24 protein-coding genes are annotated in these 25,377 nt (G+C 65.5%); 11 read left to right on the top strand and 13 right to left on the bottom strand.

The genetic code is table 11. The features are described from left to right. Positions 1 to 38: 38 nt before the first annotated feature. Entirely contained in the window at positions 39 to 410 is a 372-nt protein-coding gene (locus AC0L3S_RS27130; protein ID WP_473282451.1) for a Crp/Fnr family transcriptional regulator, read from the top strand. After that, a complete protein-coding gene (locus AC0L3S_RS27135) occupies positions 407 to 1,219 on the top strand; it encodes an MBL fold metallo-hydrolase (protein WP_473282453.1) in 813 nt (270 codons plus the stop codon). Before AC0L3S_RS27130 ends, AC0L3S_RS27135 begins: the two co-directional genes overlap by 4 nt. A 237-nt stretch (positions 1,220 to 1,456) precedes the next feature. On the opposite strand, the gene AC0L3S_RS27140 is transcribed toward AC0L3S_RS27135, so the two are convergent. From AC0L3S_RS27140 to AC0L3S_RS27150, 3 genes are all read right to left on the bottom strand, one after another. Next, on the bottom strand, positions 1,457 to 1,954 hold the full coding sequence (locus AC0L3S_RS27140; RefSeq protein ID WP_473282455.1) for a TPM domain-containing protein: 498 nt from the start codon (positions 1,952 to 1,954) through the stop codon (positions 1,457 to 1,459). A 3-nt stretch (positions 1,955 to 1,957) separates the two neighbouring features. Then, complete coding sequence (locus tag AC0L3S_RS27145) at positions 1,958 to 2,851, bottom strand: TPM domain-containing protein (protein ID WP_473282457.1); 894 nt, start codon at positions 2,849 to 2,851, stop codon at positions 1,958 to 1,960. A gap of 138 nt (positions 2,852 to 2,989) precedes the next feature. Further along, positions 2,990 to 3,598, bottom strand: coding sequence for a LemA family protein (locus AC0L3S_RS27150; protein ID WP_473282459.1), 609 nt, complete (start codon positions 3,596 to 3,598; stop codon positions 2,990 to 2,992). A gap of 184 nt (positions 3,599 to 3,782) precedes the next feature. Between AC0L3S_RS27150 and AC0L3S_RS27155 the strand changes: the two genes are divergently transcribed. From AC0L3S_RS27155 to AC0L3S_RS27165, 3 genes are read left to right on the top strand one after another with little or no spacing between them, the layout of a single operon-like run. After that, a complete protein-coding gene (locus AC0L3S_RS27155) occupies positions 3,783 to 4,637 on the top strand; it encodes an enoyl-CoA hydratase (RefSeq protein ID WP_473282461.1) in 855 nt (284 codons plus the stop codon). 5 nt (positions 4,638 to 4,642) lie between these two features. Further along, positions 4,643 to 5,791: an acyl-CoA dehydrogenase family protein gene (locus AC0L3S_RS27160; protein WP_473282463.1), complete on the top strand. Its 1,149-nt coding sequence runs from the start codon at positions 4,643 to 4,645 to the stop codon at positions 5,789 to 5,791. 15 nt (positions 5,792 to 5,806) lie between these two features. Continuing rightward, complete coding sequence (locus AC0L3S_RS27165) at positions 5,807 to 7,003, top strand: acyl-CoA dehydrogenase family protein (protein WP_473282465.1); 1,197 nt, start codon at positions 5,807 to 5,809, stop codon at positions 7,001 to 7,003. Positions 7,004 to 7,182: 179 nt separating this feature from the next. Here AC0L3S_RS27165 and AC0L3S_RS27170 read toward each other — a convergent pair whose 3' ends face one another. The 3 genes from AC0L3S_RS27170 to AC0L3S_RS27180 all read right to left on the bottom strand — a co-directional run bounded on the left by AC0L3S_RS27170 (position 7,183) and on the right by AC0L3S_RS27180 (position 11,554). Beyond that, entirely contained in the window at positions 7,183 to 9,504 is a 2,322-nt protein-coding gene (locus tag AC0L3S_RS27170) for a xanthine dehydrogenase family protein molybdopterin-binding subunit (protein ID WP_473282466.1), read from the bottom strand. Positions 9,505 to 9,648: 144 nt separating this feature from the next. Further along, entirely contained in the window at positions 9,649 to 10,524 is an 876-nt protein-coding gene (locus AC0L3S_RS27175) for a dihydrodipicolinate synthase family protein (RefSeq protein ID WP_473266929.1), read from the bottom strand. A gap of 64 nt (positions 10,525 to 10,588) precedes the next feature. Beyond that, positions 10,589 to 11,554 carry a VOC family protein gene (locus AC0L3S_RS27180; protein WP_473266932.1) on the bottom strand — a complete coding sequence of 322 codons (966 nt, stop codon included), beginning with the start codon at positions 11,552 to 11,554 and terminating at the stop codon, positions 10,589 to 10,591. A gap of 192 nt (positions 11,555 to 11,746) precedes the next feature. Here AC0L3S_RS27180 and AC0L3S_RS27185 point away from each other — a divergent pair, with 192 nt between their 5' ends. Then, positions 11,747 to 12,613, top strand: coding sequence for a S1C family serine protease (locus AC0L3S_RS27185; protein ID WP_473282468.1), 867 nt, complete (start codon positions 11,747 to 11,749; stop codon positions 12,611 to 12,613). Beyond that, positions 12,610 to 12,981, top strand: coding sequence for a response regulator transcription factor (locus AC0L3S_RS27190; protein WP_473266937.1), 372 nt, complete (start codon positions 12,610 to 12,612; stop codon positions 12,979 to 12,981). The genes AC0L3S_RS27185 and AC0L3S_RS27190 overlap by 4 nt, the downstream gene beginning before the upstream one ends. On the opposite strand, the gene AC0L3S_RS27195 is transcribed toward AC0L3S_RS27190, so the two are convergent. From AC0L3S_RS27195 to AC0L3S_RS27210, 4 genes are all read right to left on the bottom strand, one after another. Beyond that, on the bottom strand, positions 12,978 to 14,051 hold the full coding sequence (locus AC0L3S_RS27195) for a sensor histidine kinase (RefSeq protein ID WP_473266938.1): 1,074 nt from the start codon (positions 14,049 to 14,051) through the stop codon (positions 12,978 to 12,980). The genes AC0L3S_RS27190 and AC0L3S_RS27195 overlap by 4 nt on opposite strands. Further along, a complete protein-coding gene (locus AC0L3S_RS27200; protein ID WP_473266941.1) occupies positions 14,038 to 14,730 on the bottom strand; it encodes a response regulator transcription factor in 693 nt (230 codons plus the stop codon). The genes AC0L3S_RS27195 and AC0L3S_RS27200 overlap by 14 nt, the downstream gene beginning before the upstream one ends. A 97-nt stretch (positions 14,731 to 14,827) precedes the next feature. Further along, positions 14,828 to 15,304 carry a hypothetical protein gene (locus tag AC0L3S_RS27205; RefSeq protein ID WP_473282470.1) on the bottom strand — a complete coding sequence of 159 codons (477 nt, stop codon included), beginning with the start codon at positions 15,302 to 15,304 and terminating at the stop codon, positions 14,828 to 14,830. Positions 15,305 to 15,634: 330 nt separating this feature from the next. Next, on the bottom strand, positions 15,635 to 17,971 hold the full coding sequence (locus AC0L3S_RS27210) for a Tex family protein (RefSeq protein ID WP_473282472.1): 2,337 nt from the start codon (positions 17,969 to 17,971) through the stop codon (positions 15,635 to 15,637). Between the two features lie 399 nt (positions 17,972 to 18,370). On the opposite strand from AC0L3S_RS27210, the gene atzD reads away from it, so the two are divergent. Both atzD and AC0L3S_RS27220 read left to right on the top strand, forming a co-directional pair. Next, a complete protein-coding gene (atzD, locus tag AC0L3S_RS27215) occupies positions 18,371 to 19,483 on the top strand; it encodes a cyanuric acid amidohydrolase (protein WP_473282474.1) in 1,113 nt (370 codons plus the stop codon). Positions 19,484 to 19,608: 125 nt separating this feature from the next. Next, positions 19,609 to 21,078 (top strand): amidase, encoded by a 1,470-nt coding sequence (locus tag AC0L3S_RS27220; RefSeq protein WP_473282476.1) that lies wholly within the window; start codon positions 19,609 to 19,611, stop codon positions 21,076 to 21,078. Between the two features lie 39 nt (positions 21,079 to 21,117). On the opposite strand, the gene AC0L3S_RS27225 is transcribed toward AC0L3S_RS27220, so the two are convergent. Then, positions 21,118 to 21,438, bottom strand: coding sequence for a hypothetical protein (locus tag AC0L3S_RS27225; protein ID WP_354061762.1), 321 nt, complete (start codon positions 21,436 to 21,438; stop codon positions 21,118 to 21,120). 150 nt (positions 21,439 to 21,588) lie between these two features. On the opposite strand from AC0L3S_RS27225, the gene AC0L3S_RS27230 reads away from it, so the two are divergent. Both AC0L3S_RS27230 and AC0L3S_RS27235 read left to right on the top strand, forming a co-directional pair. Beyond that, on the top strand, positions 21,589 to 22,497 hold the full coding sequence (locus AC0L3S_RS27230; protein ID WP_473282480.1) for a PaaI family thioesterase: 909 nt from the start codon (positions 21,589 to 21,591) through the stop codon (positions 22,495 to 22,497). 68 nt (positions 22,498 to 22,565) lie between these two features. After that, positions 22,566 to 22,931, top strand: coding sequence for a hypothetical protein (locus tag AC0L3S_RS27235; RefSeq protein WP_354208055.1), 366 nt, complete (start codon positions 22,566 to 22,568; stop codon positions 22,929 to 22,931). Here the strand turns inward: AC0L3S_RS27235 and poxB are convergent. Next, positions 22,928 to 24,664, bottom strand: a complete 1,737-nt coding sequence (gene poxB, locus AC0L3S_RS27240) for a ubiquinone-dependent pyruvate dehydrogenase (RefSeq protein ID WP_473282483.1) — start codon at positions 24,662 to 24,664, stop codon at positions 22,928 to 22,930. The genes AC0L3S_RS27235 and poxB overlap by 4 nt on opposite strands. Positions 24,665 to 24,744: 80 nt before the next feature. Then, entirely contained in the window at positions 24,745 to 25,377 is a 633-nt protein-coding gene (locus tag AC0L3S_RS27245; protein WP_473282484.1) for a 2-dehydro-3-deoxy-6-phosphogalactonate aldolase, read from the bottom strand.

Here is a 25,377-nt window from a genome sequence, read left to right on the forward strand (position 1 = left end):
GTCAGCCAGAACGGCTGCAGACGGCCCTTGGGGGTGTCATGACGATCGAGAAGTGCATCAACGAGTTTGGCGTCAATGACATCATCTTCGAGGAGGGCTCGACCGGCCGCGAGCTATACGTTGTCCTTGACGGCGAGGTCGAGATCGCCAAGTTCAGCGGCGCCAGCAAGACCAGCATCATCAAACTCGGCAAGGGCGAATTCTTCGGCGAGATGGCCGTGATCGACGGCTCCGCACGTTCGGCGACCGCGATCGCGGCGGCGCCGAACACCAGGGTGATGAGGGTCAACCACGCCCGCTTCGTCTATCTCGTCAGCCAGCAGCCGGCGTTTGCGCTGATGGTGATGGACGCGCTGTCGAAACGCCTGCGCGCCGCCAACGCGGTCAGCTACCGGGCGGTCCAATCATGAGCGACCGCAAGCCGACGGCCTTTCCGGTCCTGATGAAGAACGACACCTGCTCGCTGATCCAGGCAGCGGACGACGTCTACCAGATCCGCTTCTCCAATCGCGCCGCCAACGTCTATCTCGTGCGCGGCTCGGCGCGGACCATCCTGATCGATACCGGGCTGTCCTCGAACTATGCGGCGATGGTCGAATGCCTGGACTTTGTCGGCTGCCCGCCGGAGAAGATCGACATGGTGGTGCTCAGCCACGAGCATCTCGACCACATCGGCGCGGCCTGGCACTTCAACGAGCGCCGCACCTTCGTCGCCGCCCATCGCCTCGCCGCCAACAAGATCATGCTGCGCGACGACTTCTCGATGCTGCGAAAGATGTTCAACGAGCCGAACGTACCTGTGAATATCGACATCTGGCTCGAGGAGGGCAATCTGATCGACCTCGGCAATTTCCGCCTCAACGTGATGCACACGCCGGGACACACCTCCGCCTGCATCACGCTGTTCGATCAGGACAAGGGCCTGCTGTTCGCCGCCGATACGCTCATGCCAGGCGGCGTGATGGGCGGCGTGTTCGGCTCGGGCAGCATCGCCGACTACATCGAATCGCTGGAGCGGCTCAAGGGATTGAACGCGAAGATCTTGCTTTCAGGCCACGGCCGGCTGTCGGACACGCCGCAGGAGGACGTGCGTATCGCCATCGCGCGGTCGCACGGTCTATTGGACGACACCGCGCAATTGTTCGACGCGCTGGATGCGCGCTCGAACTTCGAGCCGATCATGCAGTCGGTGCGGGATCTGAACAAGCTGGACGATTAGGTGGGCTGGCGGGCGTTGGTCCGCAAGGCAAAGCACCGATGTCCCCACAACGTCGTCCTGGCGAAAGCCAGGACCCATACCGCGAGGTCCATCGGTCGTACGCAGCAGGCGTACCGAATATTTGATTTTCGCCAAACTCCTCACTGGCATATCGCGACGAGCGCAAGGGCGCTCGCGCTGGGGTCCTGGCTTTCGCCAGGACGACATCGGGACTCCATTACCGCATGCTTGCAGCGGCTACATCACCACCGGTGCATCCGGCAGCTCGTTGGGATGCGGGCCGCTTGGCGGAAAGTGCTTTGCCAGCTCCCGGGACACCGCCTCGATCCCGCCGATCACGCCGCGCTCGAACTGCCCCGACCTGAACTCGACTTCCATGGCGCGGCAGATGCGTTCCCAACGCTCGCCACCAACCTTCGCATCGATACCGCGGTCGGCGATGATCTCGACATCGCGGTCGGCGAGCAGGAGATAGATCAGGACGCCGTTGTTGTGCGCGGTGTCCCAGATGCGCATTTGCGAGAACACGTCGAGCGCGCGCTCGCGCGCCGGCTGGTCACGAAACAGCGGGCCGCCGTCGAGCGCGCCTTCGACCACGAACCGCACCTGCCCGTAATGCATGGCTTCGCCGCGCTTGATCGCCTGCTCGATGCGGTCGAGCACGTCTTTTGGAAACACCTGCTTGGCACGCCAATGGTGCTGGAGCAGATGCCGGGTGATGCGCCTGATGCTCATGACCTACCAGCTCCCCGAAGCACCGCCGCCGCCAAAGCTGCCGCCACCGCCACTGAAGCCGCCACTCGACGACGACCCGCTGCTCCAGCCGCCGGATGACGAACCGCTCGACCACGAGCCGCGACGCGAGGATCCCGTGCCCGATCCCGCCCCAAACAGATCGGCGATAAACGTCAGCACAGCGCCGAGCACGCCGATGCCAAGTCCAATCACCGCGGAGCCGATCACGAACCAGGCGAGGACACCAACGATCGCTCCGGTTATTCCCGAACCGAACAGCCGCCCGAACATGGAGCGCAGGATGCCGCCGATGACCAGCGGGCCGAACAGCAGAAAGAAAAAAAGCGGCTCGACGTCGTTCCAATCGCCGAAATTCACGCTGCGCGAGGGCGTCGGCAGCGGCTCGCCATCGATGACGCGGATCATGCGGTCCACACCCGCCGTGATGCCGCCGGCGAAATCGCCACTCCTGAATTTCGGCGTGATGGCTTCGTCAATAATACGCCGCGAGGTGACGTCGGTGAGCGCGCCCTCGAGGCCGTAACCGACCTCGATGCGCAAATGCCGGTCGTTCTTGGCCACCACGAGGATGGCTCCGTCGTCGACCTTCTTGCGTCCGATCTTCCAGGCCTCCGCAACCCGGATCGCGAATTGCTCGATGGTCTCCGGATCCGTCGTCGGCACGATCAGGACGACGAGCTGGCTGCCTTTGCGCGTCTCGAAGTCCTGCAGCTTTTGCGACAGCGCGGCAATGTCGCCGCTGGAGAGCGTGCCGGTCTGATCGACCACGCGGCCGGTGAGCTGGGGTATGGCGACATCAGCTGAGGCGGGAAGCGCAAAGGTGAGAAAGAATGAGAATGCGACGGCGACTATCGCTCGCCACACATGCGCTGTCATCGCCCGGCTCGACCGGGCGATCCAGTATTCCAGAGACGCCAGCGGGATACGGTGAAGCCGCGGCGTACTGGATTCCCCGCTTTCGCGGAGAATGACAGTGGTGGGTGGGGCTGGGCGCATGCGCAAAATAGCGCGCACTTACTTCGACGGCGCAGGTGCCGGATTGAAATCGACCTTCGGTGCGGTCGAGATTTCCTTCTCGTTCCCGACCGTGAAGTTCGGCTTCTCCTTGTAGCCGAACATCATCGCGGTGACGTTGCTCGGGAACGAGCGGATGGTGACGTTATAGTCCTGCACCGCCTTGATGTAGCGATTGCGCGCCACCGTGATGCGGTTCTCGGTGCCCTCGAGCTGCGACATCAGATCCTTGAACAGCGCATCCGACTTGAGCTGCGGGTAGTTCTCGGTGACCACGAGCAGCCGCGACAGCGCGCCGGAAAGCTCGCCCTGGGCGGCCTGGAATTTCTGGAATGCGGCGGGATCGTTCAGCACCTCGGGCGTCGCCTGGATGCTGCCGACCTTGGCGCGGGCATTGGTGACCCCGAGCAGTACGTCCTTCTCCTGCTGCGCAAAACCCTTCACCGAGTTTACGAGGTTGGGCACGAGATCGGCGCGGCGCTGATACTGGTTCACGACCTCGGACCAGTTGGCCTTGATCTGCTCGTCGTCGCTCTGGATCGCGTTATAGCCGCAATTGGTGAGGCTCAACGAGGCCAGCGCCGCCAGCACGGTCAGGATCTTGCGCATCAAATTTCTCCCGGTGGAATCGGGCGCAAGCTACCAGATTGCATCCGCGAGATGCCAGACATCTTGAGTCCGGGCCGAGGTCCGCGAAAAGCAGCCGATTTACGCAAGCCTCTTGCTTAATCCCGGCTGTAATAGTCAACTTGAGGGAACAATAATACCGGGTCGGAAACGCCAGGGGAACGCGATGAGTTCGTTCGAGACCATCCTCGTGGAGAGGCCGGAGCCGGCGATTGCCCGGATCGTGATGAACCGTCCCGACGCGCGCAACGCGCAGAACCTGCAAATGACCTACGATCTCAACGCCGCCTTCGATGAGGCGGTGCAGGACGATGCGGTCAAGGTGATCATTCTCTCCGGCAACGGTCCGCACTTCTCCTCGGGCCATGACCTGCGGCCCGGCAGCAAGAATGAAGCGGGCGTGGATTTTCCGCCGATCGGAAATTGGGGCGGCTTCGCTGAACCAAACGCTCATGGCCGCTTCGCGCGCGAGCAGGAGATCTACCTCCAGATCACGCGGCGCTGGCGCAACCTCGCCAAGCCGACCATTGCAGAGGTGCACGGCAAGTGCATCGCCGGCGGCCTGATGCTGGCCTGGGCCTGCGATCTCATCATCGCGAGTGACGATGCGCAGTTCTGCGACCCCGTGGTCACCATGGGTGTCTGCGGCGTCGAATGGTTCGTGCATCCCTGGGAGCTCGGCCCGCGCAAGGCCAAGGAATTTCTGTTCACCGCCGACAGCTGGAGCGCGCAGGAGGCGCACCAGCTCGGCATGGTCAACCGGGTCGTGCCGCGCGCAGAGCTTTCCTCCGCCGTGCTCACGCTGGCGCGCAAAATCGCGTCAAAGCCGTCCTTTGCGCTGAAGCTGACCAAGGAAGCCGTGAACCGCTCGGTTGACGTGATGGGCCAGCCAGCCGCGATCGACCAGGCCTTCGCGCTGCATCAGCTCTGCCATGCGCATAATCTTCAGGAATTCGGCATGGTCGTCGATCCATCCGGCCTGCATCCCTCCGTGCGCAAGCCGCCGGCGGCCGCGGAGTAGGCAGGATGGATCTCAATCTCACCGATGAACAACGGCTGCTGCGCGAAAGCGCGGAGCGCTTCGTGGCGGAAAGCTACGATGCCGATCACCGCCGCAAGATGGCGAACGATCCGCTGGGCTTCAGTCCGGCGGTGTGGACGCAATTCGCCGAGCTCGGCTGGCTGGCATTGCCGATCGAAGAGGAGTTTGGCGGGCTCGGCGGCAGCGCGGTCGAGATCGGCATTTTGATGGAAGCCTTCGGCCGCGGGCTGGTGTCGGAGCCGTATATCGCAACAATCGTGCTTGGCGCTGCGTTGATCGAACGATGCGGCAGCACGGCGCAGAAGCAGGCCATCCTGCCGAAGATCGCGGACGGGTCGTTGAAGCTCGCGCTCGCGCATTCCGAGCGCGCGGCGCGGTTCGATCTTGCCAAGGTTGCAACCACCGCCCACAAGACGGCGCAAGGCTGGCGCCTTGCCGGCAGCAAGATTGCCGTGCTCGACGGCCACGCCGCCGACGAGATCATCGTCTCCGCGCATATCCATGATCATCAGGGCTCCTCCGGCCGCATCGGCCTGTTCCTGGTGCCGGCGACGACTCCGAGTGTTGCGATCTCCGACTACGAGCGGCTCGGCGGCGGGCGCGCCTGCAACATCGAGTTGTCGGATGCGCAACTGCCGGAGGGTGCCTTGCTCGGCTACGGGCACGACGCGCTGCCGGCCATCGAATGGGCCGTTGACCGTGCCATGGCCGCGCTTGGCGCCGAGGCCGTCGGCATCATGCAGGTGCTGCTGGACACCACGCTGGAGTACACAAAAATTCGAAAGCAATTCGGCCGGCCGCTCTCGGCCAACCAGGTGATCCGCCACCGCCTCGCCGACATGGCGGTGCAGGTCGACGAAGCGCGCTCGATGGCGTTGCGCGCTGCGCTGAAGGTCGATGCGGAGCCTGTCGAGCGGGCGCGGGCCGCGTCGGGCGCGAAGGCGAAGATCGGCAAATCCGCGCGCTTCGTCGGCGAGCAATCGATCCAGCTTCACGGCGGCATGGGCGTCACCGAGGAGCTCGAGGTCGGCGCTTATTTCAAGCGGCTGGTCGCCTTCGACACGTTGTTCGGCGGCAGCGCGCACCATTATGGCCGCCACGCTGGGCTTGGCCGCACCACCGTGCCGGCCTGACACTGGGAGAGCCTCATGGACCTGTCCTTCAATGCCGAAGAGCGCGCCTTTCAGGACGAGGTGCGCGGCTTCATTGCCAAAAATCTCACCGAGGAGATAAAGCGCGCGACCGCGCTGACGCCGTCGGTATTCTCCGATCCCGATATCGGCATGGCCTGGCAGCGCACGCTGCACAAGCAAGGCTGGGGCGCGCCCGGCTGGCCGGTCGAACATGGCGGTCCCGACTGGACGCCGGCGCAGCGCTGGATCTTCGAGACTGAAAGTGCGCGGGCCGGGGTGCCCAATGTCAACGTGATGGGCGTGAAGATGGTCGGGCCCGTCATCATCGGCTTCGGCTCGGCGGAGCAGAAGAACTTCTACCTGCCGCGCATTCTGTCCGGTGAGGATTATTGGTGCCAGGGCTATTCCGAACCGGGCTCCGGCTCCGATCTCTCCTCGCTGAAGACGCGCGCGGTGCGCGACGGCGACGACTACGTCATCAACGGTACCAAGATCTGGACCACGCATGCCCACCACGCCAACCGCATGTTCGCGCTGGTGCGCACCAGCGACGGGCCGCGGCAGCAGGACGGCATCAGCTTCATCCTGATCGACATGAAGACGCCGGGCATCACGACGCGCCCCATCCTCACCATCGGTGGCGACCACGAGGTCAACCAGGTGTTCTTCGACGATGTGCGCGTTCCCGTGGCGAACCGCGTCGGCGAGGAAGGCAAGGGCTGGACCTACGGCAAGTATCTGCTCGAGTTCGAGCGCGGCTCCGGTATCGCCTCGGCAAAATTGCGCGAAGGGTTGAGGGCGATCGCGGATCTCGCCGAATCCGACCTGACGGGGCGCGCGATCGACAGTCCTGACATCGCGACGCGCATCTCCGAGGTCGAGGTCGATATCGACGCGCTGGAGATGACCGAGCTGCGCGTGCTGTCGGCGCTGCAGACCGGACAGAATCCCGGTGCGGTGTCGTCGATCCTGAAGCTGCGCAACAGCGAGATCCGGCAGGCCGTAACGCGGCTCGGCGCCGACGTGATCGGCCATGACGCCCTCGCCGTCGAGCCGATGCGCCCGCTCTACAGGCTCAACCATGAGCCGGCGATGCCGGAGGAGATGCTGACGGTGGTGCCGGAATATCTCAACGGCCGCGCCTACACGATCTTCGGCGGCACCTCGGAGATCCAGCGCGATATTATTGCGAAGATGATGTTGGGGATTTAGCGCGAACTTTTTCCTCACTCTCGGTGTCGTCCCGGCGAAGGCCGGGACCCACTACCCCAGGGAGAGGTTTTGGCGCGAAGCTGGCAACTACGTACTTTCGCCAAATTAGACTCGGTGGCTATGGGTCCCGGCCTTCGCCGGGACGACGGCGGAGATCGCCGCCACAGCGCGGGCTACGCCTACCCCACCTTCGCATCCCGGATCGCCTGCCAGATCTTCTGCGGCGTCAGGGGCGTGTTGAGCTGGGTGATGCCGAGTTCGGCGAGCGCATCCATCACGCCGTTGGTGACGCAGGGGGGACCGCCGATGGCGCCGGATTCGCCGCAGCCCTTGGCGCCGAGCGGATTGGTGCGGCAGGGCGCGGAATCGTCCAGCGTCACCACGATCGGCGGAACGTCGTCCGCGCGCGGGATGCAATAGTCCTGGTAGCTCGCGGTGAGCAGCTGGCCATCGGCATCGTAGGACACGCCCTCATACAGCGCCTGGCCGATACCCTGCGCGACGCCGCCATGGATCTGGCCGGTGACCAGCATCGGGTTCACGGCGACACCGACGTCGTCGACGGTGGTATAGCGCACGACCTTGGAGACGCCGGTCTCGGGGTCGATCTCGACCTCGCAAATATGCGTGCCGTTCGGCCAGCTCGGACCATCGACCTCGCCCTCGGAATCGACGCTGAGTTTTGCGCCGCTCTCCTTCTCTGCAATATCGAACAGGCTGATGCGGCGGTCGGTGCCGACCACGGTGAGCATGCCGCCCTGGTATTCGATGTCCTCGACCGAGGTCTCCAGCACGTTCGCCGCCTTCTCGCGCGCCTTCTGGATCAGATCGTTGGAGGAGACAGCGACCGCCGTACCGCCGACGAACAGCGAACGCGATCCGACGCTGCCGAAGCCCATGGCGAGATCGGTGTCGCCTTGCACGACATCGATCTTGTCCATGGGGATGCCGAGCGTGTCGGAAATCATCTGGGTGTAGGTGGTCTGCAGCCCCTGTCCCATCGCCATGGTGCCGGAATGCAGGACGACGCGGCCTTCCGAAGTCGCGTGCAGGCTGACCTTTTCGGTGTGGGCGCGGCCGCCGGTCCATTCGATATAGGAAGTGAGCCCGCGGCCATAGAGCAGGCCCTTCCTCTTCGCCGCCTTCTTGCGCGCGGCAAAGCCGTCCCAGTCGGCGAGCTTCACGGCACGATCGAGCATGTGCGCGAAGGCGCCGGAATCGTAAACCTGCCCCGCTGCATTCGTGTAGGGCAATTGCGCCGGCTTGATGTAGTTGGCTTTCCGGATCGCGCGCGGATCCATGCCGATTTTTCGCGCGGCCGCGTCGAACAGGCGCTCGACGATGAACACGGCCTCGGGCCGGCCCGCACCACGATAGGCACCGACCGGCGCGGTGTGGGTCATCACCGACTTCACCTCGAAATGCACCAGCGGCAAATCGTAGACGCCGGTCTGCACGAATGGCCCCAGCACCAGCGGAATAATGTTGGCCGCGCCCGAGGAATACGCGCCGGTGCAGCCGATCGAGCTGACGCGATAGGCCAGCACGTTGCCCTTGTCGTCGAGCGCGAAGGACGCGGTCGAGGTGAGATCGCGGCCATGAGTGCCGCCGACGAACTCATCGGTGCGATCGCCGCGCCAGCGGATCTTCCTGTTCAGCTTGGTTGCGGCATAGGCGACGATGCCGTCCTCGGGATAGAGGTTGGTCTTCTGGCCAAAGCCGCCGCCGATATCGCCGACCAGCACGCGAACGCTGTCCTTCGGACGCTTCAGCACGGCCTCGGCCAGCACGTCGCGAGTCGAGGCAGGCGTCTGCGACTGCACATGCAGCAGAAGGCGGCCGGATTTCTTGTCGATCTCGGCAATGGTCGAGCGCGGCTCCATGGCCGACGGCACCAGGCGCTGGCTGACGAGATCGAGCTCGACGGTATGCGCCGCCTTGGCAAAAGCCTCGTCCACCTTGGCGGCATCGCCGTAGCTCATCGCGCCCACGATGTTGTCGGGCGCCTCCGGCCACACCAATGGCGCGCCGGGCTTGACCGCCTCGACCGGATCGACCACGGCCGGCTGCACGTCATATTCGACCACGATCGCTTCGGCCGCGCTCTGCGCGTCGGCGCGCGAGGAGGCCACCACGGCGGCCACGGCCTCGCCGGCATAGCGCACGATGTCGTGCGCCAGCAGGCGGCGTGGCGGCACCGTCATCGGCTTGCCGTCAGGGCGCTTGAAGATGCTCAAGGTCGGGATGACGCCGATGTCGTCCTTGACGAGGTCGGCGCCAGTGTAGACCGCGGTCACGCCGGGCATCGCAGTGGCGGCGGCCGTATCGATCGAGACGATCTTCGCGTGCGCATGCGGCGAGCGCAGCAGGTACAACCACAGCGCGCCGTCTTCCGGCTTGTCGTCGATGAACTGCCCCTTCCCGGTGAGCAGTCGCTGATCTTCCAAACGCTTGACGGGTTGCCCCGCTCCGAAACGCAAATTGCCGGGAAGAATGTTCATTCCGTGGGGTCCCTTAATCTCTCAAATGCGGCCGCCTTTTAGCGGATCGAGGCATGCGAGGCCAGCCGCGGTTTTGGGCGCTATATCCACGATTTCGTCATGCCGGGGCATGGGCGAGCGGAAGCGAAGCCGTCCTATCGGCGCCTAGCCCAGCTCCCGCAGGGCCGCTTCCACGACCTTGCGCGCATCGGCGGTGAGTGCGGCTTGCGGCGGCACGGGATCGCCGACGTCGTAGCCCTGGAAGGCCAATCCGGCCTTGATGCAGGCGGCCAGGTTGAAACGGGCAAAAGCCTCGTTGATGCGCCACAGCCTGCGCTGGAGCGCCATCGCCTCGTCCCAGCGACCGGCCTTGCAGAGGTCGTACAGCGCGACGCTCTGGCGCGGGATGATGCAGGCCGGGCCCGCCATCCAGCCGAGCCCGCCGATCAGCATCACCGCGGCCGGGATGTGGGCGGAGGCCGAGAACACCCGCAAGGCATCGCCGCAGCGGTTCATGATCGAGAGCAGCCGGCCGGTGTTGGTCGAGGCGTCCTTGATGTAGCCGATGCGCGGATGCTCGGCGAGGCGCGCGATGACGTCGAGCGTCAGATCAGAGCGCTGGAATTGCGGATTGGTATAGATGACGACCGGGATGTCCACGGCATCGGCGATGGCGCGGAAATAGGCTTCGATTTGGGCATCGGCGAGCGGGAAATACGCTTCCAGGATCGCCAGAATGCCGTCGGCGCCGAGCTTCTGATACGCTTTCGCCTGCGCCACCGCGTCCGCCGTCGAGGTGGAGGCGACGCCCGCAACCACAGGCACACGTCCCTTGGCCGCCTCGATCGTGGTCTGCACCACCGCGGTGCGTTGGGCGGCGTTGAGATAGGCGAACTCGCCGGTCGAGCCGAGCGGGGTCAGACCGTGGACGCCGGCGCCGATCAGATCGTCGCAGAGCTTTGCGAGCACGTTCGTCCGCACCGCGCCATCGGCAGCGATGGGCGAGACGAGATAGGGGAAGACGCCGCGAAAATCGGACATGTCAGGTGTGAATCCCGGAAACTGGCCAGCGCCTGACCGGTCTTACCAACGCTGGCGCCGGCGATCAAACCCTGATCAGCCGCACCCGGGTGCCCCAGGGATCGATCGCCTCCACGCCATTGGCAAGCGCGGTGACTTTCGCGCCGCCCTTGCGCAGGCGCTCGTCCTGCGCGGCAAGCAGGTCCGGCTTCTCCGTCACCAGCGAGAACCAGGCGAGCCCGGTTGCCTGATCGTCGCGCTGGCCGGCGCCCTGGCTCTGCCAGACATTCATGCCGAGGTGATGATGATAGCGCCCCGACGACAGGAACGCGGCACCGTTGCGGCTGCGGGTCGGGTCCAGGCCGATGGCACCGTGATAGAAGCGCTCGGCCTGCGCGAGGTCGCCGACGCGCAGATGCATGTGGCCGATGCGCATTCCGTCCGGCGCCTTGGCATAATCAGGCACGCGCGTATTGGTCAGCGACAGCAGGTCGGGAATGTTGAGCTCGTCGGCCGCCATCTTGACGCTGCCCTCGCTCCACTGCCATTGCGAGGGATCGCGGTCGGCATAGACCTCGATGCCGTTGCCTTCGGGGTCGTCGAGATAGACGGACTCGCTGACGAGATGATCGGCAAAGCCCGACAGCGGCACGCGATGCGAGGCGGCTGCTACCAGCCAGCGCGCGAGGTCCTTGCGCGTGGGCATCAGGAAGGCGGTGTGATAGAGGCCGGCGGCGTTGCGCGGCTCGATCTCGGCATCAGGACGGGCCTCCAGCACCAGCAGGGTGATACCGGCCGTGCCGAGCCTTGCGGCAGTTGCCGAGCGCTCCATCACGGTGAGCCCGATGACGTCCCGGTAGTAGTCCGCAACCTTGTCTAGATTTTTCACGCGCAACGTCACCATGCCGACCCGCATCGGGGTGCGGCTGGCATAGGTCGGCCCGCCGCCCTGCGGTGCACCCTCGGCGCGCGCCGCGCCCGCAGCCGCCATTGCAAGCGAACTGGCGCCGGCGAGTTGAAGCAGGGTGCGGCGGGTGAGGTCGTTGGTCATCGGTCAGGCTCGCTGAAATCGTGAAGGCGGCGCAATTTCGCGATTGCTACACGTTGCCGTGAGCGGCTCCCAATCACATGTTCGTCGGCCGTGGTCTTACGGACCAGCTTCCCTGCCTATTTCCTGGCCATGCGGCCAGTTACGCGATCGCCCGCGACATCCCAGATTGAAGACAGCTTACAGGAGCCTCCCATGACCGAACCCACTCCCCTGTCCTCACTGTCGTCCGCGCTCGCAGACGTCGTGGCGCGCACCGCGCCGTCCGTCGTCGCCGTGCATTCGCATCGCTCCCGCGCCACCGGCTTCGTCTGGAAGCCCGGCCTGATCGTCACCGCCGACGAGGCGCTGGCCGACGAGGGGGGCGTCGAGATCGGCCTCCCCGACGGCAGCACCGCGGCCGCCATGATCGCAGGCCGCGACCATACGACCGATATCGCATTGCTGCGCGCCGATACGGCGATTGCCCCGGTCAAGCTGGCCACAACGATCCCGCCCCTCGGCACTTTGTCGGTCGTCGTCGCCACCGACCGCGATACGCCGAGCGCCGCGCTCGGCATGGTGTCGCTGTCCGGCAAGAGCTGGCGCTCCTTGCGCGGCGGCGACATCGACGCGCGGATCGAACTCGACGTCCGCTTGCGCTCCAGCCAGCAGGGCGGCCTCGCGCTCGATGCATCGGGCGAAGCCTTCGGCATGGCCGTGCTCGGCCCGAGGCGTGTGCTGGTGATCCCGACGGCCACAATCGAGCGGGTCGCGGCACAGTTAGAGGCGCGCGGCCGCATCGCACGCGGATATCTCGGCCTCGGGCTCCAGCCGGTCCGGCTCGACGACGGTGTCGGCGCGATGGTGATGAATGTCGACAAGGCCGGCCCTTCGGCGGCGGCCGGCATCCGCCAGGGCGACGTCATCGTCGCCGTCAACGACCAGAAACTGTCCGGCTTGCGTGCACTGTCGCGGACGCTGGGTCCGGCGAGTGTGGGCGCGGTGGTCGATATCGCGGCGCGCCGCGGCGGCGAGCCGGTCAGCTTCAAGGTCACGATCGGCGAGAGGCCGGCGGCGTGAGCGAGGACATCGCGCCCGAGATCGTGCTGTCCCTGGAGATCGACGATCCGGTCCTCGCCGACCGACTGGCGGCCCTGCTCGGCAATATCGCCGGGCTTCGCCTCGCCGAACCCGGCGAGAAGGCGGCAGCGGCGATCGTCACCCGCGATCCGCGCATCATGCCTGAGGACATCGCGCTGACACAGCGCGAGCTCGATGTGCTGGCGTTGATGGCGGAAGGTGGCTCCAACAAGATGATCGCGCGTCAGCTCGGCATTTCCGTCCACACCGTGAAATTCCATGTCGGCTCGCTGCTCGACAAACTCGACGCCACCGGCCGAACCGATGCGGTGGCACATGCAGCACGCCGCGGCGTGATCGAACTCTAGGGCGGATGCGGCGGGAAACTGAGCTGGACCGTCAGGCCCGGCGCGTTGTCGTGCAGGGCAATCTCGGCACCATGGAGGCGGGCGACCGCGGCGACCAGGCTTAAACCAAGGCCGTTACCCGGGGTGTAGCGGCTCTGTTCGAGCCGGTAGAAGCGCTTGAACACATGATCGCGCTCATCAGTGGGAATGCCCGGACCATCGTCGGCGATCGCGATCGTCGCACCGCCGTCGGTGCTACGGCAGGTGACGATCACCTGCCCGCCTTTGCAGCCGTGCTTGATCGCGTTGTCGACGAGATTGGCGATGGCGTCGAACAGCAGGTCGCGATCGCCAATAATCGCCACCTCGCGGTCGCCGCCGAGGCTGAGCCGCGTCGCAACCTGTTCGGCGGCGGCATCGTAGAGCTCGACGACCTCGCCAGCAATTTCGGCGAGGTTGAGGGTGCGAAAGGCGCTGCGCCGGGCGCGGGTCTCGATCTCCGAGATGCGGGTGATGGAGGCAAACATGCCGAGCACCGCGTCGAGATCGGCGATAGTGTCACCAATCAGCGCCGCGTCGGCCTCGCCATTGCGCGAGGCGTGATAAGCTTTTTCCAGCCGACCCCGCATGCGCGTCAGCGGCGTGCGCAAATCATGGGCGACATTGTCGCTGACCTGCTTGACCTCGCCCATCAAAGTCTCGATGCGGTCGAGCATCTGGTTGAGGTTTTCGGCGACGCGGTCCCACTCGTCGTGACTGCCGCGCAAGGGAATGCGCTGGTCGAGGCCCGACATCATGATGGCGCGGCTGGTGGCGTTGATCTCCTCGATTCGCCCGACCGTGCGGCGCGTCACCAGCACCGCGGCGAGCCCGGCGAGCACCAGCATCAGCACGGCGACAGCGGCCATTGCGAGCTCGATCATCGCGGTGAAGCCGCCGTGATCGCCAGCATCGCCGACACGGCTCCGCACGTAGGCGATCGTGCCGAAATAGACATAGGCCATGATCGCCGCGACGATCAGCCCGAATGCCGCGATCGCGATCAGCGCAAGGCGAAAGGTCGAGGAGCGGAGCGTTTTAGCCAGGAGCACGGAGACAATATCCGATGCCGCGGATGGTGTGGATCAGCGGATAGGCCTGGGCATCATCGACCTTGCGACGGACGCGCCCGACATAGACATCGATGATGTTGGTGGAGGGATCGAAGTGCAGATCCCAGACATGCTGGAGCAGCATCGCACGCGAGACGACGCGGCCCTCGTTGCGGACGAGATATTCGAGCAATTGGAATTCCCGCGGCAACAGCGGAATCTTCCGGCCGCGGCGGCTCGCGCTGCGCGCGATCAGGTCGATGGCGAGATCGCCGACCCGCAGGATCGTCTCCTTGGCAACAGTGTCGCTGCGCCGGCCCAGTGCCTCCAGCCGCGCCAGCAATTCGGTGAAGGAGAACGGCTTGACGAGATAATCGTCTCCGCCGGCCCGCAAGCCGCGCACGCGGTCGTCGACTTCGCCAAGTGCGGAGATGATAAGGAACGGCGCGGCGATGCCGTCGTCGCGCAACTGGCGCATCACGCTGATGCCGTCGATGTCGGGCAGCATGCGGTCGATGGTGATCACGGCATAGTCGCGGGCGGCGCCGTGGCTGAGGGCCTCGCGCCCGGTGGCGGCGAGATCGACGTCGTAGCCGGAAATCGTCAGCTCCTCGACGAGCTGGCCTGCGGTTTCCGCATCGTCCTCGACGACCAGAATGCGGCGGTGACCTCCGGTCATGACAAACTCCGCGCGACGATCGCCACCAGACTATCCCGTTCCGGGGCTGAGCGGAACCGTCCGATGACGATCGCGACAATGGTGCGGTACGGCGATGCTAGTACCAAGAGTCTCCGCACACATTGACCCATTGCCACCCATAGGGCGTCCAGCTCCTGCGCCAACAGCCGTCATTGTAACCGGCATAGATGAAAGGTGCTCCGAAGAAGAAGCGATGGTGGTGCCGGAAGAAGGCGTGGCGGCCGACGAAGGGCCTGCCGTGCCAGCCGGAGCCAGCGAAGCGCGGCCCGATCGCCGCATGCGCGAAGCCGGCGCCGCCGAAGCCCGGGCCGCCGACATGGGCGAAACGGGCGCCGCCGATGCCGCCAACGTGCATACCACCAAAGCCACCGGCGTGCATGCCGCCGCCGAAGCCTCCCGCGTGCATGCCGCCGCCACCGAAATGCCCGCCACCGCCAAAGCCGCCACCGCCGTGACCTCCGCCACCGCCGCCACGGGCGAGCACAGGCGAAGCGAGCGCCATCACCGCGGCGATCGACACCGCAGTGAGGCCTTTGAGAATCCTGTTGTCCATCGAAGCGTCCTCCGTGCTGCGCAGCGATACCTGCCGCGCGAGGAGGCTCAGATGAAAGCAAGGGACCAGCACCTTCAACTTACAAACGCGCCAGATTCTGACGCGGGTGTCAGGGAGGAATCGCTCTCTCACTCCCTCGCCCCGTTCTTACGGGGAGAGGGTGGGGTGAGGGGCTGCATCCACGAATTCGATTTTGAATTGGAGGGTGCAACGCGTGGGGACTCGGAGGGATCTTTGATCCGGTTCGCAGGTTGCCCTGCCCCTCACCCGGAATTCGCGCTTCGCGCGAATTCCGACCTCTCCCCGCAAAGAGCGGGGCGAGGTTGAAGATCACGCCCGCTTGCCGCCATTCTTCTCCGCCGCGCGGCGCAGCGCTTCGGCGAGCGCACCGCCGCCGGAAGACTCCTGCTGGCGCGGGGTCGACGACGTCATGCGGGAGGGGTTGCGTGAGCTGTTGTCGCGCTGCATGCCGGGCGCGTCCTTCTTGGCACCGACCTCGTCGTCGAGCCGCAATGTCAGCGAAATGCGCTTGCGCGCGACCTCGAAGTCCAGCACCTTGACCTTGACGATGTCGCCGGGCTTCACCACCTCGCGCGGATCCTTGATGTAGGTCCTGGACATCGCCGAGATGTGCACGAGCCCGTCCTGGTGCACGCCGATATCGACGAAGGCGCCGAACGCGGCGACGTTGGTCACGGTGCCCTCGAGGATCATGCCCTTCTTGAGGTGCTTGATCTCCTCGACGCCGTCCATGAACACAGCTGCCTTGAACGCCGGACGCGGATCGCGACCAGGCTTCTCGAGCTCGCGCAGGATGTCGGTGACGGTCGGCAGACCAAACGTCTCGTCCACAAAGTCTTTCGGCTTCAGCGTGCGAACGATGTCGCTGCTGCCGATCAGCGCCTTGATGTCGCTTTTGGTGGCGCTGAGAATTCGGCGCACCACCGGATAGGCTTCCGGATGCACGCCGGAGGCGTCGAGCGGGTCCTCGCCGCCGAGGATGCGCAGGAAGCCCGCGCACTGCTCGAACGCCTTCGGACCGAGCCGCGGCACGTCCTTCAGCGCCTTGCGCGACTTGAACGGACCGTTGGCGTCGCGGTGTGCCACGATGCTCGAGGCAAGGCCGGAACCGACGCCCGACACGCGCGCGAGCAGTGGTGCCGAGGCGGTGTTGACGTCGACGCCGACCGCGTTCACGCAGTCTTCGACCACCGCGTCGAGCGATTTGGCGAGCTTGGCCTGGCCGAGGTCGTGCTGGTACTGGCCGACGCCGATCGCCTTGGGTTCGATCTTGACGAGCTCGGCGAGCGGATCCTGGAGCCGCCGCGCGATCGACACCGCGCCGCGCAGGGTGACGTCGAGGCCCGGCAACTCCTCCGAGGCAAAAGCCGAGGCCGAATAGACCGACGCGCCGGCTTCCGACACAACGATCTTGGTCATTTTCAAGTCGGGCAAGCCCTTGACGAGGTCGGCCGCGAGCTTGTCGGTCTCGCGCGAGGCGGTGCCGTTGCCGATCGCGATCAGCTCGACGCGATGTTTCAGCGCGAGCTTTCCGAGGATCGCCAGCGCCTCATTCCACTGCCGCTGCGGCTCGTGCGGATAGATCACGGCAGTGTCCACCACCTTGCCGGTCGCGTCGGTGACGGCGACCTTGACGCCGGTGCGGAAGCCGGGATCCAGGCCCATGGTGACGCGGGTGCCGGCCGGCGCGGCGAGCAGGAGGTCGCGCAAATTGGAGGCGAACACGCGCACGGCCTCTGTCTCGGCGGCATTCCACAGCCGCATGCGCAGGTCGATGTTGAGATGCACCTGGATCTTGGTGCGCCAGGCCCAGCGCACGGTGTCGATCATCCAGCGGTCGCCGGCGCGCTTGAGGTCGGCGATGCCGAACCGCTTCATGATCTTCAACTCATAGACGCTCGGCACGCCCGGCGGCGATGGTTCGGCCTCGGCCTGGATCTGGAGATCGAGGATCTCTTCCTTCTCGCCGCGGAACATCGCGAGGATGCGGTGCGAGGGTAGCTTCGTCAGCGGCTCGGAGAACTCGAAATAGTCGGCGAACTTTTCGCCCTCGGTCTTCTTGCCGTCGCGCACCTTGGAGCTCATGCGTGCATTGGTCCACACCTCCTCGCGAAGCGCACCGATCAAATCGGCGTCTTCGTCGAAACGCTCGACCAGGATGGCGCGGGCGCCATCGAGTGCCGCAGCGGCATCGGCAACGCCCTTCTCGGCGTCGACGAAGGCCTCGGCGACGACCTTCGGATCGTTGGTGGGCTCGGCCATGAGCTGATTGGCGAGCGGCTCGAGGCCGGCTTCCCTGGCGACCTCGGCTTTGGTGCGGCGCTTCGGCTTGAACGGCAGATAGATGTCTTCGAGGCGCGCCTTGCTGTCGGCGGCGAGAATGGAGGCTTCCAGCGCAGCATCGAGCTTGCCCTGCTCGCGGACCGATTCGAGGATGGCCTTGCGGCGGTCCTCGAGCTCGCGCAGGTAGCCCAGGCGTTCCTCCAGCGTGCGCAATTGCGCGTCGTCGAGCGCACCGGTCGCTTCCTTGCGGTAGCGGGCGATGAAGGGAACCGTGGCGCCGCCGTCGAGCAGCGCCACCGTCGCCTCGACCTGCTCCGCCCGAACCCCAAGCTCCTGCGCAATTTTCTGGTTGATATTTGCCACGCGAGAACCCCTCTATCCAAGCACGCATCGCGGAGGCGAACCACCGGCTGCGGGACGCCGCTTATGGACCAATCGGGGTTGATTCATCAAGGTGCGGCGAACGACCGTCGACAAGGGATTTTTATCGAACCGATGCGATCTCGCCACAATCGTGGGTGCGACGCAGGCGACGCACATACTCCACCGTCGTCCTGGCGAACGCCAGGACCCATACCGCGTGATTCATCGATTGTGGGCGGTAGGCGTACCGAACGACGAATCTTCGCCAAACTCACCCCTGGGGTCATGGGTCCTGGCTTTCGCCAGGACGACGAGGAGGATGCCTCGACAGCTTGACAGACACCCCGGTTCGACGGCTGTTTTGTCGGCCGGGCTCCTGAACCCCATGTGAGGACTATCATGCGGACGACATCGGTCGGCGTCTTCAAGGTCGCCACCAAAGGCCCCGGCGACGTCTCGGGATTGATGAGCATGATCGCCTCCGGCGCGATCGATCCGGCATCCATCCTGGCGATTCTCGGCAAGACCGAAGGCAATGGCGGCGTCAACGACTTTACCCGGGAATATGCCGTTGCCGCGCTGTGCACGGCGCTGGCGCCGCAGCTCGGCATGTCGCCGCTAGCGGTCGAGCAGCGCATCGCCTTCGTGATGTCCGGCGGCACCGAGGGCGTGCTCAGCCCGCACATCACGGTGTTCACGCGCAGGGAAGTCCCGCAGCGCCCGGCAGGCATCTCCGGCAAGCGGCTGAGCATCGGCATGGCACACACAAGGGATTTTCTCCCTGAAGAGCTCGGGCGCTCCGCTCAGATCACGGAGACAGCCGACGCCGTGAAGGCCGCGATGGCGGATGCCGGCATCGCCGATCCCGCCGACGTCCACTTCGTCCAGATCAAGTGCCCGCTGCTCACCAGCGATCGCGTCGAGGCGGCGAATGCGCGCGGCCACAAGACGGCGACGACCAGCGCCTACAGCTCGATGGCCTATTCGCGCGGCGCTTCCGCGCTCGGGGTTGCGGTCGCGCTCGGCGAGATCGCAACCGGCATACGCGACGAAGACGTGCTGCGACGCTACGATCTGTTCTCGAAGGTCGCCTCGACCTCATCCGGAATCGAGCTGATGCACAACGTCGTCATCGTGCTCGGCAATTCGATGTCCTCGATGAGCGAATTCGAGATCGGGCATGCCGTGATGGGCGATGCGATCGACGCTGCCGCCGTGCTCGCGGCGCTGGAGAGCGTTGGGCTCGGTGCCGCGCCGCAGACGACGACCGGCCGCGAGCTCGTCAACGTCTTCGCCAAGGCCGAGGCCTCGCCTGACGGCAGCGTGCGCGGCTTCCGCCACACCATGCTGGAAGATACCGATATCAGCTCGACGCGCCACGCCCGGGCTGCCGTCGGCGGCCTGATTGCCGGCCTTGCCGGCACCGGTGCGGTCTATGTCTCCGGCGGCGCCGAGCATCAGGGCCCCGCCGGCGGCGGGCCGGTCGCGGTGATCGCAAAACTCTCGGATTGATGCGTGCGCATGCAATGGAGGAATACCTCTCCATCCGGCGCAACCCTGCCCTTCGCGCCGCCTCAGTTGATTAAAATGTTCCCGTGCGAAACTAAGGTGGCGTCGCACGAAGAGGTTTGGACCGCATGACTTTTCCGATGAGCTGGAACGAATGGGCGCAGCACGATGGCGTGGGGCTGGCGGCGCGCGTCCGCAAGGGCGAGCTCACGGCGAAGGAATTGGCACGCCAGGCCGCCGCGGGCGTCGCCAAGGTCAATCCGGCACTGTCGGGCGTAGTCGAGCTGTTCGATGACGTGATCGCCGATCCGGCCAAGGATGGCGCCAATCTCGCCGGCCCGTTCGCCGGCCTGCCCTTCCTGATGAAGGACCTCGGCCCGACCATGAAGGGCCGGCTCCAGGAGATGGGCTCACTGTTGATGCGCGGCAATCGCGCCGGCGCCGACACGTTCCTGACCGGCAAATTCCGCCAGGCCGGACTGAACCTGATCGGACGCACCACGACGCCGGAATTCGGCGTCTGCAGCTCGGCCGACAATCCGGCCGTCTATGTCACGCGCAATCCCTGGGATACCGACTACACCACCTGCGGCTCGTCGGCCGGCAGCGCCGCGATGGTCGCGGCCGGCGTGGTGCCGATCGCGCATGCGACCGACGGCGGCGGCTCGATCCGCATTCCCGCCGGGGTCAACGGCAATATCGGCCTGAAAGTCTCGCGCGGCGTATTCTCGCTCGCACCGCACATGTCCGATCTCACCGGCCTCGTCTCGATCCAGGGCTGCCAGTCGCGCTCGGTGCGCGACACCGCCGCTTTCGTCGATCATGCAAGGGGAGCGGCGCCCGGCGAGTTCATGCCGTTCTGGACGACGGCGCAGCCTTATTCCGAGATGATCAAGCGCGACCCGTCAAAGCTTCGCATCGCGCTGTCGCACAGCTGGGGCGACTACACCGCGACGCCAGAGATCGCGGCCGAGCTGGCGAAGGCCGGCCGCTTCCTTGAAGGCCTCGGCCATCACGTCGACTACGCCCTGCCCGAGCTCGACTTCCGCGCCGCGTTCGCCGCGCAGACCACCTGCTACATCTCGAATTTTGCGGTGGTGATCTCCAACATGCTCGCCGCGCGCGGACTGGAACGGCCGCCGGAAGACCTCATCGAGCCCATGAATATCCGGATCTGGGAAGCCGGCCGGCATACGAGCTTCGCCGAGCGGGCGAAGATGCAAGGCGTGTTCAACACAACCTCGCGCGCCTTCGGCGCCTTCTTCGAGCAGTGGGACGTGATCCTGACCCCGATCACCGCCCTGCCGACGCCGAAGGTCGGCACCAAGGAATATCTCACCATCTCCGACAACCCTGACGTGCTCGACTGGTTCGGCAATCTCTGGCGCTTCTTCGCCTTCACGCCGCTCGCCAATCTCTGCGGCATGCCAGCGATCTCGATGCCAATGGCGACGCAGGCCCACGGCCTGCCGCTCGGCATCCAGGCGATTGCGAAGCAGGCCAATGACGGCCTCCTGCTGCAACTCGCCGCCCAGATCGAGCGCGCGCTCGACGGCAAGTGGAACGACGGTAGAAAGCCGAAGGTGCATGTGAGCTGAGCGAGTTGATCGCATTAACTTGCGATCGCGCTGTGGCGATCAGTTCTTCACCGTCGGGATCTCCTCCGGCCGGGGCTGCTGCTGACCCTGCTGGTACATCGCCAGCGCCTTTTCGAGCGCTTCGCGTAGCGCCAGCGCCGCAGCCACGCTGCAACGCAGATGCGCGGTCTGCACCACGTCAACCCTCACGGCAGCCCCGACCGGCATCAGGAGGTTCGCGGCGAGTTCGATCTGAATCGCGCCGTTGTGGTGGCCGAAGCAGGATGCACCGTCGAAATAGATGATCGGCGCCCGCTCCGAGCTCGAGGTCGAAATGATGACGGGCCCCTGGCTGGTGGCGGGCGTTTCGGGATCGGCCATGGGCACTCCTTGCGGCTAGTCGGACGAACGAGGCGCCCACCATCGTTGCTTCGGCCCGCCCTGTCGAGGCCAAACCGCCCCGGCACTCCTGCCCCAGGGACGCGCATCCGGGGTTTTGCGCCGCGCCCGCCACTGGTCTAGAACGTCCTCATGTCCAGCTCACCGACCACACTTTTGTTCGAGGACCTCGCCGAGGCGATCAAGGGCCGCCGCTCCGATTACGGCCAGATCAGCGGGCTCCAGCTCGACCGCTTCGCACCTCGCGAGGCCTGGTCCAGCCTGCCCTACCGGCCGGTCTTCGTCGGCGACACCGAGACCGGCGTCCTGCATGGCGGGGTCGTCACCGCGATGCTGGACGAGAGCTGCGGCATGGCGGTGCAACTCGCGCTCAACGGCACGAGCGCGATCGCGACGCTTGATCTGCGCATCGACTATCAGAAGCCGCCCACGCCGGGCCTCGACATCAAGGCGCATTCAGTCTGCTACCGCACCACGCGTTCGATCGCCTTCGTGCGCTCCACCGCCTATCAGGAGTCCGAGGACGATCCGGTCGCAACCGCGACAGCATGTTTCATGATCGGCGCCAACCGCACCAACATGCTCGCGGACCGCAGGACGGGTTCGCCCGGCATTCCATCGCTGGAGGCGCCGGACGATCCGGACGGCCCGTTCGCCAACAGCCCGTTCGCGCGCTGCCTCGGCATTCGCGTCAACGATGACGACACGCTGACGATGCCGTTCTCGCCAAAAATCATCGGCAATCCGATCCTGCCCGCGATCCATGGCGGCATGACCGGCGCCTTCCTCGAGACCACCGCGATCTTCGGAGTGGCGCGCGAGCTCGGCGCCGCCGCACTGCCCAAGCCGATTGGACTGACCGTCAACTATCTGCGCTCCGGCCGCGCGCTCGACACGTTCGCCAACGTCTCGATCGTCAAGCAGGGTCGGCGCATCGTCGCCTTCGAGGCGCGGGCCTGGCAGGACGACGCGAACAAGCCGATCGCCACGGCCTTCGGCCATTTCATGTTGCGGCCGACGCCCGGAAACGACGAGGAATAGGCGCATTTTCCCTTGACGGCCAAGGTCTGGGCCCCAACGATAGCGCGTTTTCTGCGAGAGGTATTGGGTTGCGGCATCCGCTCGACATCATCGCCATGTTCGCCGCGCTCTGGCTGCTGGCAGCGATGGTGCTCGACGCGCTGACGCCGAAGGAGCTGACGACGGTGATGATCGGCATCGCCATCGGACCCGCGGTCGTCATCACCGCCGTGTTCTACTATCTGCGCTGCCCGCGCACCGATTTCGCCGTGATGTTCGCAGCCCTCTGGCTGATCTCCGACATCGGCATTGCGTTCATCTCACCGGCGCAGCTGCCGCATTTCCTGATCGCGCTCGGCTTCGTGCCGGCGCTGCTGATCGGGATCGTCCTGCACTGGCAACGCTTCCAGCGCCGCCATGAGCGGCTGCCCGTCCCGTCGGTCAAGCGGGGCTAGCGCGGCAGCAAATTGGTCTTGGCGAGATCGACGACCTCGTCGCCGCGGCCGTTCATCACGGCGCGCAAGACCCACAAGCTGAAGCCCTTGATCTGTTCGGGCGTGATGGTCGGCGGCATCGACAGCTCCTGCTTCGCCGTGACGACATCAAGCAGCGCCGGCCCGTTATGCGCTAGCATCTCCTTCATCGCACTTGGAAGCTCGCCGGGATCCTCGACGCGCCTTGCGAAGATGCCCATCGCGCGCGCCATCGCTGCGAAGTCGGGGTTTGCCAGATCGACATTGGTGTCGACGAAGCCGGCCGCCTTCATCTCCAGTGCGACGAAGCCGAGCACGCCGTTGTTGAAGATGACCACCTTCACCGGCAGCTTCATCTGCGTCAGCGTGATCAGATCGCCCATCAGCATGGTGAAGCCGCCGTCGCCCGAGAGCGAGATCACCTGGCGGCCGGGCTGCGCGGCCTGCGCGCCGATCGCCTGCGGCATGGCATTGGCCATCGAGCCGTGCACGAACGAGCCGATCAGCCGGCGGCGGCCGTTCATCTCAAGATAGCGCGCGGCCCACACCGTCGGCGTGCCGACATCGGCGGTGAACACGGCATCCTCCGACGCATGGTCGCTGATGACCTTGGCCAGGTATTGCGGATGGATCGGTTTACTGCCCGGCGTGCCCTTGGCGAGCGAGTCCAGGCCCTCGCGCGCCTTCCTGTAATGCGCGATCGCATCGTCGAGGTGCTTGCGCTGCGTCTTGGATTTCAGAAGCGGCAGCAGCGCCTCAAGGGTGAGCTTGACGTCGCCGACGAGGCCGAGGTCGATCTTGCAGCGGCGCCCGAGATTTTCCGGACGGATGTCGATCTGCGCGATCTTCGCATCGGTCGGGAAGAACTGCTTGTAGGGAAAATCAGTGCCGAGCATCACCAGCGCGTCGCAGGCGTGCATGGCGGCATAGCCCGAGGAGAAGCCGATGAAGCCAGTCATGCCGACGTCGTAGGGATTGTCGTATTCAACGTGCTCCTTGCCGCCCAGCGCATGCACGATCGGGCTCTTCAGTGTTTCGGCCAGCTGCATCAGCGGCGCATGCGCGCCGGCGCAGCCGCGGCCGCAGAACAGGGTGATGCGTTCGGCGCCGTTGAGGAGATCCGCAAGCGCCTTCAGCTCATCGGCCTGCGGCACGACCTTCGGCGCTGACAGCGCAAGACCACGCGCCGTCGACAGCGCGCGCTTCGGTGAGCTACGGAAGGCGACGTCGCCCGGCATGGCGACGACGGCGACGCCGCGCATGCCGACCGCCGCACGGATGGCGTTTTCCAGCACGTAAGGCAGCTGACTCGGATCCGAGACCAGCTCGCAATAATGGCTGCACTCGCGGAACAGGTTTTGCGGATGGGTTTCCTGGAAATAGCCGCTGCCGATCTCGGCGGTCGGGATCTGCGCGGCGATCGCCAGCACGGGAACGCGGCTGCGATGGGCGTCGAACAGGCCGTTGATCAGATGCAGATTGCCCGGACCACACGAGCCCGCGCATACCGCAAGGCTGCCCGTCATCTCCGCCTCCCCGGCCGCGGCGAAGGCCGCAACCTCCTCGTGCCGGACATGGATCCACTCGATCGTGCCGCGCCGCCGCAGCGCTTCCGTCAGCGCATTCAGGCTGTCGCCGACGATGCCGTAGATGCGCTTGACGCCGGCTTGTTCGAGCGTTGCCACGAACAGATCGGCCACGTTGTTGATCGCCATGTCGGTCTCCTGATCTCGCTGGTCCAGCAAGATAGGATAACGTGCGACCGTGACGGCATCACGGCTTGTTTATTGCCGCTTCAGTCTTTCGCAATCGCCCGATCGTAGGCCGCGATCGTCAACTTCGCGCGAGCGGCAACGTCCGTTGCCGTCATGCCCGGCTTGTAGAGGCTGGAGCCGAGCCCGAACGCGGTGACGCCGCCCTTGGTGTACTCCGCGAAATTCTGATCGGAAACGCCGCCGACTGCGGCGATCATGGCGCCGGCCGGCAGCACCGCGCGAATCGCGGCGATGCCAGATGCACCGAGCACGCTCGCCGGAAAGAATTTCAGACCCGAGGCGCCGGAGCGCGCCGCAAGCAGCGCCTCGGTCGGCGAAAACACGCCGGGCAACGTCACCATGGCGTATTGATGGGCACGCGTGAGCACCTGTGTGTCGACATTCGGCGACACCATCAGCTTGCCGCCGACATCGTTGAGCCGATCGACATCCGCTGTGGTCAGCACCGTGCCGGCGCCGATCAGCACGCCCACCGGCGCCTGTTTCACCGCTGTTGCGATGGAGCGGAACGGGTCAGGCGAGTTGAGCGGTATCTCGATTGCGGTCATGCCGGCTTCGATCAGCACGCCGACGATGGCCTGCGTTTCCTCGGGCTTCACGCCGCGCAGGATCGCGATCAGTGGTCGCTTCATCGCCGGAAAGGGAACGCTCAT

The sequence above is a fragment of the Bradyrhizobium sp. Ken01 genome (genome assembly GCF_055807355.1).